General features: G+C 42.4%; 14 protein-coding genes. 11 read left to right on the forward strand and 3 right to left on the reverse strand.

Annotation, left to right across the window (positions count from 1 at the left end; all coding sequences use genetic code 11):
• Window positions 1-60 precede the first annotated feature (60 nt).
• Window positions 61-810 carry an SDR family oxidoreductase gene (locus A9267_RS04980; protein ID WP_065108478.1) on the forward strand — a complete coding sequence of 250 codons (750 nt, stop codon included), beginning with the start codon at window positions 61-63 and terminating at the stop codon, window positions 808-810.
• Between the two features lie 216 nt (window positions 811-1,026).
• Here A9267_RS04980 and A9267_RS04985 read toward each other — a convergent pair whose 3' ends face one another.
• Together A9267_RS04985 and A9267_RS04990 are read right to left on the reverse strand one after the other, a co-directional pair.
• Window positions 1,027-1,506 carry a hypothetical protein gene (locus A9267_RS04985; protein ID WP_055026077.1) on the reverse strand — a complete coding sequence of 160 codons (480 nt, stop codon included), beginning with the start codon at window positions 1,504-1,506 and terminating at the stop codon, window positions 1,027-1,029.
• A gap of 324 nt (window positions 1,507-1,830) precedes the next feature.
• Window positions 1,831-3,753: a propionyl-CoA synthetase gene (locus A9267_RS04990; protein ID WP_065108479.1), complete on the reverse strand. Its 1,923-nt coding sequence runs from the start codon at window positions 3,751-3,753 to the stop codon at window positions 1,831-1,833.
• Window positions 3,754-4,147: 394 nt separating this feature from the next.
• Between A9267_RS04990 and A9267_RS04995 the strand changes: the two genes are divergently transcribed.
• From A9267_RS04995 to A9267_RS05040, 9 genes are all read left to right on the forward strand, one after another.
• Window positions 4,148-4,540, forward strand: coding sequence for a MerR family transcriptional regulator (locus A9267_RS04995; RefSeq protein ID WP_055026075.1), 393 nt, complete (start codon window positions 4,148-4,150; stop codon window positions 4,538-4,540).
• A gap of 208 nt (window positions 4,541-4,748) precedes the next feature.
• Complete coding sequence (locus A9267_RS05000; RefSeq protein ID WP_055026074.1) at window positions 4,749-5,918, forward strand: isovaleryl-CoA dehydrogenase; 1,170 nt, start codon at window positions 4,749-4,751, stop codon at window positions 5,916-5,918.
• 165 nt (window positions 5,919-6,083) lie between these two features.
• Window positions 6,084-7,691 (forward strand): carboxyl transferase domain-containing protein, encoded by a 1,608-nt coding sequence (locus A9267_RS05005; protein WP_065108480.1) that lies wholly within the window; start codon window positions 6,084-6,086, stop codon window positions 7,689-7,691.
• Between the two features lie 26 nt (window positions 7,692-7,717).
• Window positions 7,718-8,587 carry an enoyl-CoA hydratase-related protein gene (locus tag A9267_RS05010; RefSeq protein WP_065108481.1) on the forward strand — a complete coding sequence of 290 codons (870 nt, stop codon included), beginning with the start codon at window positions 7,718-7,720 and terminating at the stop codon, window positions 8,585-8,587.
• Window positions 8,587-10,614 (forward strand): acetyl/propionyl/methylcrotonyl-CoA carboxylase subunit alpha, encoded by a 2,028-nt coding sequence (locus tag A9267_RS05015; protein WP_065108482.1) that lies wholly within the window; start codon window positions 8,587-8,589, stop codon window positions 10,612-10,614. The genes A9267_RS05010 and A9267_RS05015 overlap by 1 nt, the downstream gene beginning before the upstream one ends.
• 10 nt (window positions 10,615-10,624) lie before the next feature.
• Entirely contained in the window at window positions 10,625-11,518 is an 894-nt protein-coding gene (locus tag A9267_RS05020) for a hydroxymethylglutaryl-CoA lyase (protein WP_065108483.1), read from the forward strand.
• A gap of 59 nt (window positions 11,519-11,577) precedes the next feature.
• A complete protein-coding gene (locus A9267_RS05025; RefSeq protein WP_065108484.1) occupies window positions 11,578-12,294 on the forward strand; it encodes a CoA transferase subunit A in 717 nt (238 codons plus the stop codon).
• 11 nt (window positions 12,295-12,305) lie between these two features.
• Window positions 12,306-12,962, forward strand: a complete 657-nt coding sequence (locus tag A9267_RS05030; RefSeq protein WP_065108485.1) for a 3-oxoacid CoA-transferase subunit B — start codon at window positions 12,306-12,308, stop codon at window positions 12,960-12,962.
• Between the two features lie 1,385 nt (window positions 12,963-14,347).
• Window positions 14,348-15,058 (forward strand): SEL1-like repeat protein, encoded by a 711-nt coding sequence (locus A9267_RS05040; RefSeq protein ID WP_156669109.1) that lies wholly within the window; start codon window positions 14,348-14,350, stop codon window positions 15,056-15,058.
• A gap of 238 nt (window positions 15,059-15,296) precedes the next feature.
• On the opposite strand, the gene azu is transcribed toward A9267_RS05040, so the two are convergent.
• The gene (gene azu, locus A9267_RS05045) at window positions 15,297-15,743 is read right to left on the reverse strand and encodes an azurin (protein ID WP_443018786.1); all 447 of its coding nucleotides are present in this window, start codon (window positions 15,741-15,743) and stop codon (window positions 15,297-15,299) included.
• A 335-nt stretch (window positions 15,744-16,078) separates the two neighbouring features.
• Here azu and A9267_RS05050 point away from each other — a divergent pair, with 335 nt between their 5' ends.
• On the forward strand, window positions 16,079-16,858 hold the full coding sequence (locus tag A9267_RS05050; protein ID WP_065108488.1) for a sulfite exporter TauE/SafE family protein: 780 nt from the start codon (window positions 16,079-16,081) through the stop codon (window positions 16,856-16,858).
• The last annotated feature ends 357 nt before the right edge of the window (window positions 16,859-17,215 follow it).

Consider the following 17,215-nt stretch of genomic DNA (forward strand, 5'->3'; position numbering starts at 1 on the left):
AAAATAACACAGAAACAACGTTAAGTTTTCTTGTTCGTGTTTAATCAGAATGGAATCAAGATGCATAGACAAAATATCATTATCACAGGGGCAAGCTCAGGTTTAGGTCAAGGTATGGCCATAGAGTTTGCTAAACAAGGCTGCAATCTAGGACTTTGTGCTCGTAGAACCGAACGATTAGATGCATTAAAAAGTCAAATCGAGTCGATTAATCCGAATGTCAACGTCTGGTTATTACCGCTAGATGTCAATGACCATCAACAGGTGTTTGACGTTTTTGAGCAATTTACTCAGTTAATGGGGCAAGTTGATCGCATCATAGTGAATGCAGGTATGGGAAAAGGTGCCTCAATAGGCACAGGATTATTTGAAGCCAATAAACAAACTGCACAAACTAATTTCATCGCTGCTTTAGCTCAGTGTGAAGCTGCAATGAGTATATTCCGTAAACAAAACGCGGGCCACTTAGTCACAGTTTCCTCAATTAGTGCACTGCGAGGTTTTAGACGAGCAATGACCGTTTATGCAGCAACTAAAGCAGGATTAAGCTCGCTTTCCGAAGGCATACGGTTAGATGTAATGAATACACCGATTAAGGTTACTTGTGTACACCCTGGTTACATAAAAACAGAAATTAACGATCACGCCGATGGGGCATTATTTATGGTCGATGCTGAAACAGGCTGCAAAGCTATGGTCAAAGCAATCAATAAGGAACCTGCGAATTGTTATGTGCCGAGTTACCCTTGGGCGATGATTCAATTAATCCTCCGTATATTACCTGATAAGTTTTTACGTAAAATGAGCTAGAAAATCGCTTACTTTTCAGCTTGTCGTCATATGTTGTTTACACTAAACCGCAAACATAAAAGAGCAATAAAACAACATATTGCAGATATATCAAACTAAAAGCACACAAAACTGTTCATTAAATAATTTGATACCAGTTCATAAAAATTAAGTCAGAAACATAAAAAAGAGAAGCGTAAAGCTTCTCTTTTTTATGTTCAAAATACTGAAACAGGATTACTTTAGCTCAGTAATATTAATCGAGCCTTTGCCATAGGTTGGATGGCCTTTTTGTTGTTCTTCCGGTAATTGATTTATGCAGTAATTAATATAAAAAATATTAAAAATTACCGTGAAGAACTTATTCATCTTGTAATCAATATCGAAGTTAACGTGAGCATAATCTTGAATCGCCGCTCTGGCACGAAAAGACCAAAAAACATAAAGACCAAATGCGATCAGCAACATCATATTTCCGACAAATCCGAATAATCCCATATCACTGTGGGTTAGCACGCCGCCAAGGCCAAAACACACAGCAATAGTTATCACGAAGCTATCGTCAGCAGTGCGAATTGAGGTGATATCATCCATTTTAGGGTATTTCGCAAACAACCAAAGAATGGGATAAATACCGCCAGTGAATACCGTCAACCAAAACAAACGACTTGTTTTAGTGTTAATTTTTTCAGGCAATTCTTTAATATTGGAAATCATGAATGCTAAAACCTTTTTAATCGAATAAGCTGCTAACAAAAACGGATTGTATTAGCTTATTATAAAACTAATTTGCAGTCGTTATTATCATGCAAAGTAAAATTAAATAATAAAATCAGTGTTTAGCTCTCATTTTAGACTAATAATGTCGCTTCGCCAGTCATGCCATATTGAGTCACCTTTTAGCGACAAACCCCCAGCATTACACGAGATTTCAGGCAATTATTCATCAAGGCGCAAAACTCATCAAAAAAAGCTGAGCGTAGATTAAGCTCAGCTTGCTCCCAAACGCATATTCTTGTCACAGCTATACCACAGTGTAACTTAAGAGGCTGTGAGTTCCTTTGCTAACGCATCGGCATATCCCATCTTAGTTAACGCTGAGCGCACAATATCTAAAGTCATGGGATCTTCGATTGTGGCAGGCACAGTAAAGGCACTATTGTCGGCAATTTTACGCATCGTCGCCCGTAATATTTTACCTGAACGGGTTTTAGGCAGCTTTTGCACCGCACTCACCAATCTAAAGGAGGCAACAGGACCTATTTCATGGCGAACTAAGGCTAATAACTCCTTATATAATTGCTCATCAGAAATATCGACACCATTTTTTAATACCACTAACCCTAGAGGCACTTGGCCTTTAAGTTTATCTTGCACACCAATCACTGCCGCCTCAGCCACAGCATCATGCTGACATAATACTTCTTCAAATCGACCTGTCGATAAACGGTGCCCAGCAACATTTATGATGTCATCAATACGACTCATAATATAAAGATACCCGTCTTCATCGATGTAACCAGCATCACCCGTTAAGTAATAACCGTCATACATGGATAAATAACTGTCGACGTAACGGCTGTCGTTATTCCAAAGCGTGGTGAGATTTCCTGGCGGCAATGGCAATTTAATCACGACATTACCGCTTTCATTGGCAGGCACTTGCTCACCCATAGCATCAAGTACTTCAACTTGGTAACCCGGTACTGGCCTTGCTGGCGATCCTGCTTTAACTTCAATAGGATCGGCTCCCATTAAATTGGCAGCAACTGGCCAACCAGTTTCAGTTTGCCACCAATGATCAATCACTGGCTTGTTCAACTTTTCTTGCGCCCAGTAAAGCGTATCAGGATCGCAACGCTCACCCGCTAAAAAGACTTGCCCAAGACAAGACAAATCAACGCCGTCTAATCCATCACCATTAGGGTCTTCTCGTTTAATTGCGCGAATGGCCGTAGGAGCGGTAAAAAAACTTTTAACGTTATATTGTGCAATAATTCGCCAAAAAGCCCCAGCATCAGGCGTGCCAACGGGTTTGCCCTCATACATTAAGGTTGTCGCTCCCGCCATTAACGGTCCATAGACAATGTATGAGTGACCTACAACCCACCCCACATCCGATGCAGCCCAAAATACATCGCCCGCATCAATATTATAAATATGCTTCATTGACCACATCATGGCGACTGCGTGGCCACCGTTATCTCTTACAACTCCTTTTGGTTGCCCTGTGGTACCTGAGGTATATAACACATATAAAGGGTGAGTTGACTCAAGGGGAACACAATCAATTAATGGTGCATCTGCTACTGCTTGCTGCCAATCAACATCGCGCTCACTCAGTAATTCAGCTTGATATTGTGGTCTATTTAAAATGACACAATGATTAACTTGATGAGTCGCTTGCTCTAACGCTTCATCCAGTAGCGGTTTGTATTTTACAACACCAGATGGCTCGATACCGCATGATGCTGATAACACAAGCTTAGGCTTAGCATCGTTAATTCTGGTCGCAAGTTCATTAGCAGCAAAGCCACCAAAAACGACAGAATGGATTGCACCGATACGAGCACAAGCCAACATTGCATAGGCGGTTTCTGGCACCATGGGCATGTAAATGACAACTCTATCGCCTTTTTTAATACCAATGGATTCCATGTAACCTGCTAAACGACTGACTTGAGATAACAATTCTTGATACGTAATACTGTAGTGATTTTGAGTCACAGGACTCACATACTCGATGGCAATACGATCGCCATGACCCGCTTCAACATGCCTGTCGACAGCATTAAAACAAGAGTTCATTTTGCCACCAGCAAACCACTGATAAAAAGGGGCATTCGACTCGTCCAACACAGTGTTAAAGGGGGTAAACCAAGTCACTGCTTGTGATGCTTGTTGCCAAAACGTCTGCTTATCTTGTATAGATTGCTGATGCATCTTCATCCCTAATCCAGCCATATGCTATTCCTCTATCAGTTTTTTATTCGCAATTGATATTTTTATTTCTGATCATAATTTTTTCATTATGGCGTGGTTAAAAAATAAACCCTATTAGACCAAGGGATATAGAAATACCGATAAATCCCGCTGCAATTTGCATAGAAATAATTAACTAACTAGCTGAAATTAAAACAGTCGTATAAATTTTCATGATAAACAGCAGCAAAAATTTGCTACACTTCGCCCAATTAAACACAAGCCTTTTCACCTCACCGAAACTGAGATTTTCTCAGTATTGGCAAGCTCAATTTACAACTTCATCAAGCGAAAGCACGTCACAAACCAGTGACAAACTTTACCTTTACGTAAACTTCATATATCTTGCATCAAAAGACGTATTTTTGGTGAGATGATGAGCGCGAATATAAACCCACAATCAACCTATTCAATTAGTGATTTATCAAAAGAATTTGATATCACGACTCGGAGTATTCGTTTTTACGAAGACCAAGGGCTTATTAAACCTAAACGCCGTGGGCAAACCCGTATTTACAGCTTAAAAGACAGAGTTCGTCTAAAACTGATTTTGCGTGGTAAGCGATTAGGCTTTTCGTTAGCTGAAACCCGTCGGTTATTCGAACTGTATGATGCGGATAAAAGCAGTACGTCACAATTACATACCATGCTCGACTTAGTAGAAGAAAAGAAAGCTTCGCTGCAGCAGCAAATGGATGACATCAAAGTCGTACTCATGGAGCTGAATTCTGCAGAGCAGCAATGCCGAGCGGCGCTAGAACAAGATTAAATAATTGGGGGGAGCCCCCCTCAAAGCATCACAATTAACAACTAAGCTCAAAACGTCGCACTCATCGACTCGATATAACGTTAAACCAAGCAATTAGTCACTAAGAACTGATGCTTAACCAATACAAAGTTCAACATAAAAATTATAAGCCTAAGAAACAACATAGTTTCACGGTAAAAGTACCTAATATTCAACAGGACACAAGACAATGACATCACTCTACACAAGCCTTAATTTCGGCCTGGGCGAAGACGTGGATATGCTTCGCGACGCCATCAATGATTTCGCAACAAATGAAATCGCACCGATTGCTGCGCAGGTCGATCAAGACAATACATTCCCTAACCATATGTGGCCAGTATTAGGCGAAATGGGACTACTAGGCGTGACCGTACCTGAAGAGTTCGGCGGCGCTAATATGGGCTACCTTGCTCATGTTGTAGCCATGGAAGAAATCTCCCGCGCATCAGCTTCAATTGGCCTTAGTTATGGCGCACACTCAAACCTTTGCGTTAACCAAATTAACCGTAACGGTAATGCTGCTCAAAAAGCCAAGTACCTGCCTAAGCTGGTTAGTGGTGAGCACATTGGTGCCTTAGCCATGAGCGAACCTAATGCGGGTTCCGATGTGGTATCGATGAAACTTCATGCTCGTAAAGAAGGCGACCGCTACATTCTAAATGGCAACAAAATGTGGATCACTAACGGTCCTGATGCCGACACTCTAGTGATTTACGCTAAAACCGATATCGATAAAGGCCCTCACGGCATTACCGCTTTTATCGTTGAAAAAACCTTTAAAGGTTTCAGCACCGCTCAAAAGCTAGACAAACTCGGAATGCGTGGTTCAAACACCTGTGAGCTTGTTTTTGAAGATTGTGAAGTCCCAGAAGAAAACATACTAGGCGGCCTAAACAATGGCGTAAAAGTATTAATGAGCGGCTTAGATTATGAACGTGTCGTATTATCTGGTGGCCCATTAGGCATCATGAATGCGTGCATGGACATCGTTGTGCCCTACATTCACGAGCGTGAACAGTTTGGTAAATCAATCGGTGAATTTCAGCTTATCCAAGGCAAAATCGCTGATATGTACACCGGCATGAATGCCGCAAAATCATACGTTTATAATGTGGCGAAATCATGCGATCGCGGTGAAACCACTCGTAAAGATGCCGCTGGCGCTATCTTATACAGTGCAGAGTTGGCCACGAAAATGGCGTTAGATGCGATTCAATTACTCGGCGGCAATGGCTATATTAATGAATATGCCACAGGACGATTATTACGAGATGCCAAGCTATACGAAATCGGTGCTGGCACATCAGAAATTCGCCGCATGCTAATTGGCCGTGAACTGTTTAACGAAACAAAATAGTCAAGATAGCAACACGCTATCGTAAGCACATAACCTAAGCCGTTCAAACGGCGGGCATCCGTAACTAATCGGTAAATCGAAAGTGTTTTGCGTAGCGTGGTTGAGAGTTTCCCCCATTGTCTCAGCCATGCTAACGCCTCACTTGATTCAATAAGGATATGCATTGTGACGCAACTGAGCAGCCGTATTAACTCCCGTAGCGATGAATTTAAAGCCAAACATAATGACATGGCTGCCATCGTAGACGACCTAAAACTCAAACTCGCTAAGATTGAACAAGGTGGCGGCCCCGCTGCACTTGAACGTCATCTTTCGAGAGGTAAATTGCTCCCTCGCCAACGTGTCGAAAAGCTACTCGATCCAGGTTCACCTTTTCTGGAAATTTCTCAATTTGCAGCATACGAGGTGTATGATGAAGCCGTACCAGCGGCTGGGGTCATTGCCGGTATTGGTCGTGTTAGCGGCGTTGAATGTATGATTATTGCTAATGATGCAACAGTCAAAGGTGGAACCTACTACCCCATCACAGTGAAGAAGCATTTACGCGCYCAAGATATTGCAAGTCGCTGTCATCTTCCTTGTATCTATCTGGTTGATTCTGGCGGAGCAAACTTACCGCGCCAAGATGAAGTCTTCCCTGACCGAGATCATTTTGGCCGTATTTTCTACAACCAAGCGCAAATGTCAGCGAAAGGGATCCCGCAAGTGGCAGTGGTTATGGGGCTATGTACCGCAGGCGGCGCATACGTTCCAGCAATGGCTGATGAATCAATTATCGTCAAAGAGCAAGGCACCATCTTCTTAGCTGGGCCACCATTAGTTAAAGCMGCTACAGGTGAAGAAGTCACAGCAGAAGAGCTTGGCGGCGCTGAAGTGCACACCAAAATTTCTGGTGTGGCAGATCATTTAGCGCAAAATGACGATCACGCATTAGAGCTTGCTCGTAAATCCATTGCGCGCCTTAATCATCAAAAAGACATTGCTGCGCAGCTAAGTCCAGTGAAACCACCTAAATTTGATATCAACGAGCTTTACGGCATTGTAGGCACTGACCTTAAAAAGCCATTTGATGTAAAAGAAGTGATTGCTCGTGTCGTTGATGACTCTGACTTTGATGAGTTCAAAGCGAATTACGGTAACACCTTAGTGTGTGGTTTTGCCCGTATTCACGGCTACCCTGTCGGTATTGTCGCCAATAATGGCATTTTATTTTCAGAGTCAGCACAAAAAGGCGCTCACTTTATTGAGCTATGTTGTCAGCGCAAAATCCCATTATTGTTCCTGCAAAACATCACTGGCTTCATGGTCGGTAAAAAATATGAACATGAAGGCATCGCTAAGCACGGCGCTAAAATGGTAACAGCTGTTTCTTGTGCCAATGTGCCAAAATTTACCGTGATTATTGGCGGCAGTTATGGCGCAGGTAACTACGGCATGTGTGGCCGTGCATTCGAGCCAACGATGATGTGGATGTGGCCAAATGCCCGAATTTCCGTCATGGGCGGCGAGCAAGCTGCAGGCGTTTTAGCTACCGTTCGTCGTGACGGTTTAGCTCGTAAGGGACAAGATTGGTCAGATGAAGACGAACAAGCCTTTAGAAAACCCATTGTTGAGCAATACGACAAAGAAGGACATCCATATCATGCGAGTGCACGATTATGGGATGACGGCATTATCGACCCAGCGCAAACACGCGATGTGGTAGGTCTTGCTTTATCGGCGGCACTAAATGCGCCTATTGAAGATACCAAATTTGGTGTATTCCGCATGTAATTGCGGTTTAACAATAGGAGTACATGATGACTGATACAGTGACACTACCGCTTTCTTTTCAACACATCGAATGTCAGCTTAACCAAGGTATTGGTGAGTTAATACTTAATCGTATTGAAAAGCATAACGCCTTTGATGAAGTGATGATTAATGAAATGATCACCGCCATTGAGTTTTTTGCCAATAACGAAACTTGCCATCAATTAATTCTACGAGCCAACGGGAAAAACTTCAGTGCAGGCGCAGACCTTAATTGGATGCGCAAACAAGCTCAAATGGACTTCGAGCAAAATCTCGATGACGCCCATGAGCTAGCCAAATTAATGCATGTTTTAGACAAATTTCCCAAACCGACCATTGCCTTAGTCAATGGCGCAGCCTTTGGCGGTGCACTTGGCCTTATATGTTGCTGCGATATCGCCATCGCCAATAAGCGTGCAAGCTTTTGTTTAAGCGAAGTCAAACTCGGCCTTATCCCTGCGGTGATTAGCCCTTATGTCGTCAGAGCAATGGGGAACCGCCAAGCAAGACGTTACATGCTCACAGCTGAACGTTTTAGTGCTGACGTTGCGTTAAATCATCAAGTTATTCACGAAATTAATGATGATTTAGATGCCGCTGCACAACCCTTTATCGATGCTTTTAACGCGAATAGCCCACAAGGCATGGCATGGGTTAAAACCTTAGTATCTCACCTCGAAGATGGTGTTATTAACGACGACACTCTTGCCTACACCAGTGAGCAAATCGCCCGTATTCGGGTCTCTGATGAAGGTCAAGAAGGTCTTAACGCCTTCTTTGAAAAACGCCCTGCTGCTTGGACAACTGCCAGCAAAAATAATAACGATAAAAGCCCCCAAGCAAGCACAAAGACTGCTGCACAAGGAGTTCAGTAATGTTTACCAAATTATTAATTGCTAATCGCGGTGAAATTGCGTGTCGCATTATTAACACCGCCAGAGATATGGGCATACGCACAGTCGCTTTATACTCTGACGCTGATGCCAATGCCCGTCACGTTGCTATGGCTGATGAGTCATTTCACATCGGTGGCAGTGCTCCTGCTGACTCATATCTAAAAGCTGATTTAATTATTGATATTGCTAAAAAATCAGGCGCTGAAGCCATTCATCCTGGTTATGGCTTTTTATCAGAAAATGCAGAATTTGCTCGCAACTGTGAACAAAATGGCATTGCATTTGTCGGTCCAGGTAGTGATGCAATTGATGCCATGGGCAGTAAAAGTGCCGCTAAAATCATTATGGGGGCGGCCAATGTACCATTAGTGCCTGGTTATCATGGCGATGACCAAAGCGATGCGACATTACTTGATGAAGCAAAAAATGTTGGCTACCCAATGCTCATTAAAGCCGCTTATGGCGGTGGTGGTAAAGGGATGCGCATTGTTGAGAGCCAAGCCGACGTGCTTGAAGCCATTAACTCAGCACGTCGTGAAGCTGCATCATCATTTGGCAATGACAAACTATTGATGGAGCGCTACCTTCGCCAACCTCGTCACGTTGAAGTGCAAGTCTTTGCTGACACTTTTGGCAACACGATTTACTTATCCGATCGTGACTGTTCAATTCAGCGTCGCCATCAAAAAGTGGTCGAAGAAGCACCAGCACCAGGCCTAAGTGATAGTTTGCGCAAACAAATGGGTGAAGCGGCAGTCGCTGCAGCAAAAGCTATTGATTATGTTGGCGCTGGTACGGTTGAGTTCTTACTTGATACCGATGACAGCTTTTACTTCATGGAAATGAACACCCGCCTGCAAGTTGAGCATCCAGTGACAGAAATGGTCACAGGGCAAGACTTAGTCAAATGGCAATTGATGGTAGCAAGTGGCAGCGAATTACCTTTGTCTCAAGATGAGGTGCGGGTTCACGGCCATGCTTTTGAAGTGCGTATTTACGCCGAAGATCCCCGTAATGAGTTTTTACCAGCTGCCGGTAAATTAAACTTCCTACGTGAGCCTGATCAAAACCGTCATGTACGCATTGATTCGGGTATCCGTGAAAACGATACCATCAGTAACTTTTACGATCCGATGATTTCAAAACTGATTGTATGGGACGAGTCTCGCCCTCGCGCATTGCAGCGTTTAACCCACGCATTAAGCTCGTACCAAATCAGCGGTCTGAAACATAATATCGAATTTTTAGCCAATATTGCCGAACATAAAGCCTTTGCAGAAGCCGACTTTTGCACCGACTTTATTGAGCGTTACTCAAATAGCTTAATTGGCGATGTCACCGATGAAACTGAAAATGCACTGGCATTAGCCGGTCTTTACCAGGTATTGGCCCGTCAACAAGCTGCAAAAATCAATGCCACCAATAGCGATGATCCTTACTCGCCTTGGGGTCAAGTCAGCGGCTTTAGGCTCAACAGTGCCAGTGTGCATCATGTTGCATTGCTGCATGTCACAGGCGCAGATGGTGAACACGAACTGCAAAACCTAGTGATAACTGATTTAGGAGACTCGCTGCACCTTGGTTTAAATGGTCAAGCCCTTAAACTGGCTGGCAGCATCAAAGATGAAGTCTTACTGGCTGAAATTAACGGCCATAAAAGTAAAGTACCAGTTAGCCATGAAGGCGATGAGTTCACGCTATTTTTACCTTCTGGTAGTTATCACTTTAAAGCGGTTCTCGCCCAAGAAGCCGAAGAAACAGTTGATAGCGCAGAAAAACTAAAAGCCCCGATGAATGGCACTGTGGTAACACACCTGGTTGAGGTCGGTGAAACCGTCGTTGAAGGACAAGGGCTGCTAGTCATGGAAGCCATGAAAATGGAATACACCATCGAAGCCCCTTTTGATGGTGTCGTGAGTGAATTTTATTTTCAAAGCGGCGAGCTCGTCACCGACGGTGTTCAGCTTTTAAATGTCGAACCAACGGCTGACGCCGAACAAGCATAAGGCGTAAATAATGTTGCCGCATAAAGTCAGTATTTTTGAAGTTGGCGCCCGTGACGGATTACAAAATGAGCTTCCCGTCAGCACGCAAGACAAGTTAACGCTCATCGACCAGTTAGCTGATGCAGGTGTAACGCGAATTGAAGCGGGTAGCTTTGTTTCCCCTAAATGGGTGCCACAAATGGCCGACTCGGGTGATATTTTTAAGCAATTAACCCGCAAGCCAGATGTTGTTTACTCCGCTTTAACCCCTAACTTAAAGGGGCTGGAACTTGCGCTTGACGCTGGAGCAGATGAAGTTGCTATATTTGGCGCAGCATCAGAAACCTTCAGTCAGCGCAATATAAACTGCTCTATTGAAGAGTCTATTGCACGCTTTGAGCCAGTCATGGCAATGGCTAAAGCCCGTAACATTCCAGTACGTGGTTATGTCTCATGTGTCCTTGGCTGCCCTTACGAAGGTGACATTGAGATTGATGAAGTCGCTCGTGTGTCTGAAATACTTTACAAAATGGGGTGTTACGAGATTTCACTTGGCGACACCATTGGTGTTGGCACCCCCATTAAAGCCCGTAAGATGGTTGAAGCCGTGGCTAAATTAGTGCCTGTTGAAAAACTGGCACTACACTTCCACGACACCTATGGCCAAGCGCTTGCCAATATACAAGCTTGTTTAGACACGGGCATCAGTGTGATTGACTCATCTGTGGCCGGCCTAGGTGGTTGCCCATACGCTAAAGGTGCGTCAGGCAATTTAGCGACAGAAGATGTTGTATACATGCTTCATGGTATGGGGATTGAAACCGGTATCGACTTACACAAATTAGCTAAAGCTGGCCAACAAATTAGCGCCGCTTTAGGCCGACTAACGGGCTCGAAAGTTGCTCAAGCAATTTGCAGTGAATAACCAAGGTTATTCTGGCCCCAATAATTTGCACTTAACGCAAGATAGAAAAGGACAAGATGATGGCAGGACTCAATAAAGTCGTTCATAGCTACGAAGAAGCCTTAAACGGACTCACCAATGACATGACCATCATGGTCGGTGGCTTTGGCCTTTGTGGTATTCCAGAAGGGTTAATTAACCACATGGTAAAAATGGGTGTAACAGGATTAACCGCCATCTCAAACAACGCTGGTGTTGATGATTTCGGCTTAGGCCTTCTGCTTAAAGAACGTCAAATCGCCACCATGATTGCCTCGTATGTGGGCGAAAACGCCACGTTTGAGCAGCAAATGTTATCGGGCGAGTTAAACGTTATCTTGACTCCACAAGGCACATTGGCTGAAAAAATCCGTGCTGGCGGCGCTGGAATTCCTGCGTTCTTTACCGCAACTGGATACGGAACGCCTATTGCTGAAGGCAAAGAAACCCGTGAAATAAAAGGCCGACATTACGTGCTTGAAGATTCACTGACGTCTGACTTTGCCCTTGTTCGTGCATGGAAAGCTGACACGATGGGTAATCTGATCTTTCGTAAAACGGCAGCGAACTTTAACCCTATGATGGCAACTGCGGGCAAGATTACGGTCGTTGAAGCTGAAGAGATTGTCCAGCCGGGTGAATTAGATCCAAACCACATTCATACCCCAGGTATTTATGTTGACCGCGTCATACAAGCAAGCTTTGAAAAACGCATCGAACAACGTACTGTCAAACCAACTGACGCGGCTGCAAAATAAGGAGCAAGAACATGGCTTTATCAAGAGAACAACTTGCTCAACGTGTAGCACAAGAAATGCAAGACGGCTTTTACGTTAACTTAGGTATCGGTATTCCAACCTTAGTCGCTAATTACATTCCAGACGGCATGAGCGTCATGCTTCAATCTGAAAATGGCTTGCTGGGTATGGGCGAGTTCCCAACCGAAGAAACCATTGATGCTGATTTAATTAATGCAGGTAAACAAACGGTCACCGCTGTTGATGGCGCATCTTTTTTCTCATCAGCAGAAAGCTTTGCCATGATCCGAGGCGGCCACGTTGATTTAACCGTACTAGGTGCATTTGAAGTGGATGTTAATGGTTCAATTGCATCATGGATGATCCCAGGGAAATTAATTAAAGGCATGGGCGGCGCGATGGACTTAGTGGCTGGCGCTGACAATATTATCGTCACCATGATGCACGCAGATAAAAAAGGTAACTCAAAGCTACTGCCTCTATGTGAGCTGCCTTTAACAGGCTACGGCTGCATCAAACGTGTCATGACAGACTTGGCCTTTATGGAAATCAAAGACGGCGCATTTCACTTGCTAGAGCGAGCACCAGGGGTGAGCGTTGAAGAGATTGTTGCTAAAACTGCAGGTAAGTTGGTAGTGCCAGAGCATGTACCAGAAATGGTGTTTTAAATTGAATGCTTGATTCAATTTTACTTTGAAAAATCAAAAGCGAGCGTCATTGTAGGCTCGCTTTTTTGTTGGTGTGATTTGAGTTTATACTGGTGCAATAAAAACAAAGATAACAGCAAGATCAAGGTCGTGGCGCTTCGCCCACACCAGACCAAAAGGGAGTGGACGTCAACTCCTTCTTGGAACACCCACCCGCTCCAACGAAGTGTTTTTCCTCTGACTAGCTAAGCCAATTCACTACCGCCTCAGATTCGCCATCCATGGCTCAACTGAGGCTATGTCGGCGTCCTGCCTCCATCACGTGAATTGACTTAACGTCATCGGACACTTCAATGGAGATTGTTGAATCGGCAGGTTTGTTTTTAATTAGATATTCAATTTACTTTACCTAAACTTATTTTCTTCACTTATTGCCTTCTAAATAAACTCGTTCATATACATAATAAATATACATAATCCAACAGGTATCAATCACTATAAGAATCAACATTGGTGAAAATTTATCAAAGAAACCTAAGATTGCTGAATACAATCCAGTGGAAGCATAAACACATAAGAAAATAAGTTTGAAATCTGCATCATATTTAAACAGTTTTATTTCTTCCTGTGTAAAAAGCGCGACTAAAAATATAATTCCACTTACAACTCCGACTGCATAATTTCCCAAAAAGTGAAAAATAGACTTCCTTGCATAAACATAATTGGAATTATCGACGACTGTATAAAAGAATAGGTATCTTGACGCTCACAGCCTTCATACGGATTTTCCATTTATATCATTCCCTTTGGTTATTATCTAAATTCTGGCCTACAAATCATTACTCAAAATCTGAGGGTTCCCACTTATTCGTTAGCGGATAACACTGGCTTGCTATATTTATTCAGCCCCCCAACAAAAGATATGGTACTAAAAAACAATATAGGTGTTTTAAATTCTGTCCCTTGGGGTTGCGCCTTTATCAAAAGTTACTCCCGATTTCATATAATAAGTGGGAACAGATCAAACTTTCTTTATCGTACAGCAAAATTAATCTGCGGGTTCGATGATCTCCGTTGGAAGTGTCTGAATCCGTTAAGCTAATTTTAGTGATGGAGGCAGTTCATTCTCTTGCATCCATGCACTTCATGACATTCAAGCATCCAGTCTATCGAAACTGATATTACCTCAGTTGAGTCATGGTCACTCTGATATCCCTGTCTCCGAGACATTCATATATCCACATACATCAGTAAAACCAGCTAATTTAATCTCCACTGTTAAAAAGAGATTGCTAATAGCTGTAATATTTATTTGGATATTCTTCGATATAAATAAAAACAACTAATTCATAAATAATTGTTATTAAGGTAAGATTTCATTTATAAAATATGAAGTTTAATTGTTTATGGATGAACGTATGACCCCTATAAAAATAGTCGCTATGATTATAGCTCTCACAACCTTAATGTCTTGTGCCTCATATAGGGACGCAAATACTGAAGGGTATAGTGTAATAAATGGCGGGTTTACCGACCAAAAAATAATGGAAGGGTTGTTTTATATTGAAGTGCAAAGTGGAACCTCTGCTATTTCCAACTTAAATACCGTTGAGAAGAACTGGAAGAAAAGAGCGACTGAGCTATGCGCTGGTGAGTATCAAGAATTTCAATATTCTGCTGTTGATTCACAACAGCCATTTAGTTACAACTCATCTAATGGATTAGGCATTAATTACTATATAAGCAAAGCATTCGGCTATGCGGTTTGCCCCACTTACGATGGCAACATGTCTGAAATCAGCAGCCTAGTCTCAGGTTATTCAACTGAAAAAGAACAAACTTTTGAAGTTTATACACAGTTCCAGCATCAAAGTTGTGTTACTCCCATAGAGAATATCAAAGAACTAGAAAATACTGGTGTAGTTCTTTTTAAAGAAAAATCTTACTCAAAAGCTCAAGAGGTATTTCTTTGTATTTACCAACAAGATAAAGATCAATTAACTCAAAGAAAATCATATGAAATTTTAGGTACTATGCATGAGTTAGGACTTGGAGTTAAAAAAGATATGAAACAAGCCATGTTTTGGTATCAAAAAGCAGGGTTACTTCCGCATTAACGAACTAAGTGAGAATCTGAGTAAACTTTCTCTATCCAACACCAAATTAACCTGAGGGTTCGATGCTCTCCGTTGGAAGTGTCTGAATGCGTTAAGTTCATTTGCGTGATGGAGGCTGGTCATTCTCGTGCATCCATGCACCACATGACATTCAGGCATCCTGCCTATCGTCGCCGACATAGCCTCAGTTGAGCCATGCTCACTCTTAGCATCCCAGCTAGAGTCACATTAAAAAATATTAGCCTTCTATCACAAAGCTGCCTTGCATAATCGCCCAGTGACCTGGAAATGAACAAAAGAATCGGTAAGCGGCTTTGCTATCTAACCCCTCGATATTAAACGTTATTGATGTTGAGCCACCGCCGCCAATAACGTCAGTATGGGCTAACACTCTTTCATCACCCGCTTTTATATAGCTGTTATCAACACCTGCAGTCATGCCGTCACTCGCAATAGCTTGAACATTGTCAGCAGTGCTTAGTACCCAGTTATGGCCCATGGCTGATTTAGGTAAGTTGCCGGAGTGTTTGAGGTTTAATGTGACTCCTTTGCATGTGGCTGGTACTGATAAGGCTTTCTTATCAAACTGCATTGCATCATTGGCCGTAATTGTTAGTTCGCACTCACTTGCGTTAACGTTTAGGCTCATTAACATTACGCCTAGTGCAGCTGTAGCTTTAATCATGTTGGTCATATCATTTCCTTGTGACGGTATAGAATGCATTGTTATTAAAAACGAAAGCATACTAAAACAAATCACAACAAATGAGAATGATTATCAATTGTAAATAAGTTAAATATTGATTAGCACTTAGCGAATAACCCTTTAGGAGAAATCAAAAGAGTTTGCGTATTCTACTCTTCTAGGATGCTTACTTCATATGTCTGCGTATATAAAAAATATCGATTATGTGGCGAAAGAGCGCTGTAATTTAATCTTTAATTACCGCTTTGCATGTAAGATAGGGGGTTAATCTTCCCATATAGGCTCTGCCCTATTGCCATTGTTAGGCTAATTTCATGACGTTTGATATTTTATTACTGTTACTTGCTGGTTTTTTTGGCGGCGTTTTAAACTCGCTAGCTGGCGGTGGCAGTTTTATCACTTTCCCTGCACTAATATTTGTTGGCGTGCCACCGATTATGGCTAATGCAACCAATACTTTTTCGTCTTTTGCTGGATATCTCAGTGGTGCATTTGCATTTAGGCGAGAGCTGCTTGCTCATAAAAAAGAGATTAAAACCATTATCATCACCAGTTTATTTGGTGGTGCTTTCGGCGCATGGCTATTACTCATTTCTCCAGAGACCGTGTTCCAACAAGCGATTCCTTGGTTACTATTATTTGCCACCTTACTGTTTATTTTTGGCTCTAAAATCAATGCCTTTTTCAGTCGCTTATCGAATCAACATAAATATGCCTCTCAATTGGGCGCGGTAATGTTATTTTTAGTGCTACTAGCTGTTTGTATATACGGCGGTTTTTTCAATGCGGGATTAGGCATTATCGGTTTAAGTTATTTGGCATTAGCTGGGCACACTAATATCAATGCGATGAATGGCATTAAGCTAGTCATTTCTTCATCGGTTTCCTTAATCGCTATTATTTTATTTATCTACAATGATGCAATTGCTTGGTTCGAGGGGGTTACGGTACTGGTTGGTACTTTGATTGGCGGTTATATGTCAGCCCATATTGCCAACAAGGTATCCCAAGTACGCATGAGGCAGTTTGTGATTGTGATGAGTTGCGCCATTACGGTTTATTTCTTTTACTCCACATATTCTCACCCTCTGTAAAAACTAGATGCAGCTTGTTATTGTAATGAGCTGCGCCATTACGGTTTATTTCTTTATACACCACATATTTAAACCTTCCCCCAAAAAACTAGATGCAGCTTGTTGTAATGAGCTGCAACATTACGGTGTATTTCTTTTACACCAGATATTTAAACCTTCCTAAAAACTAGATACACCTTGTTGTAATGAGCTGCAACATTACGGTGTATTTCTTTATACACCACATATCTAACCCTTCCCCAAAAAACTAGATACAGCTTGTTGTAATAAGCTGAATCATTTCGGTGTATTTCTCTTACTCAACTTATTGTCATCCTCTCAAAAAATGAGATACATGTAGTGATTGACTCATATTCT

Source organism: Shewanella sp. UCD-FRSSP16_17, assembly GCF_001675935.1.
GTDB lineage: Bacteria > Pseudomonadota > Gammaproteobacteria > Enterobacterales > Shewanellaceae > Shewanella > Shewanella japonica.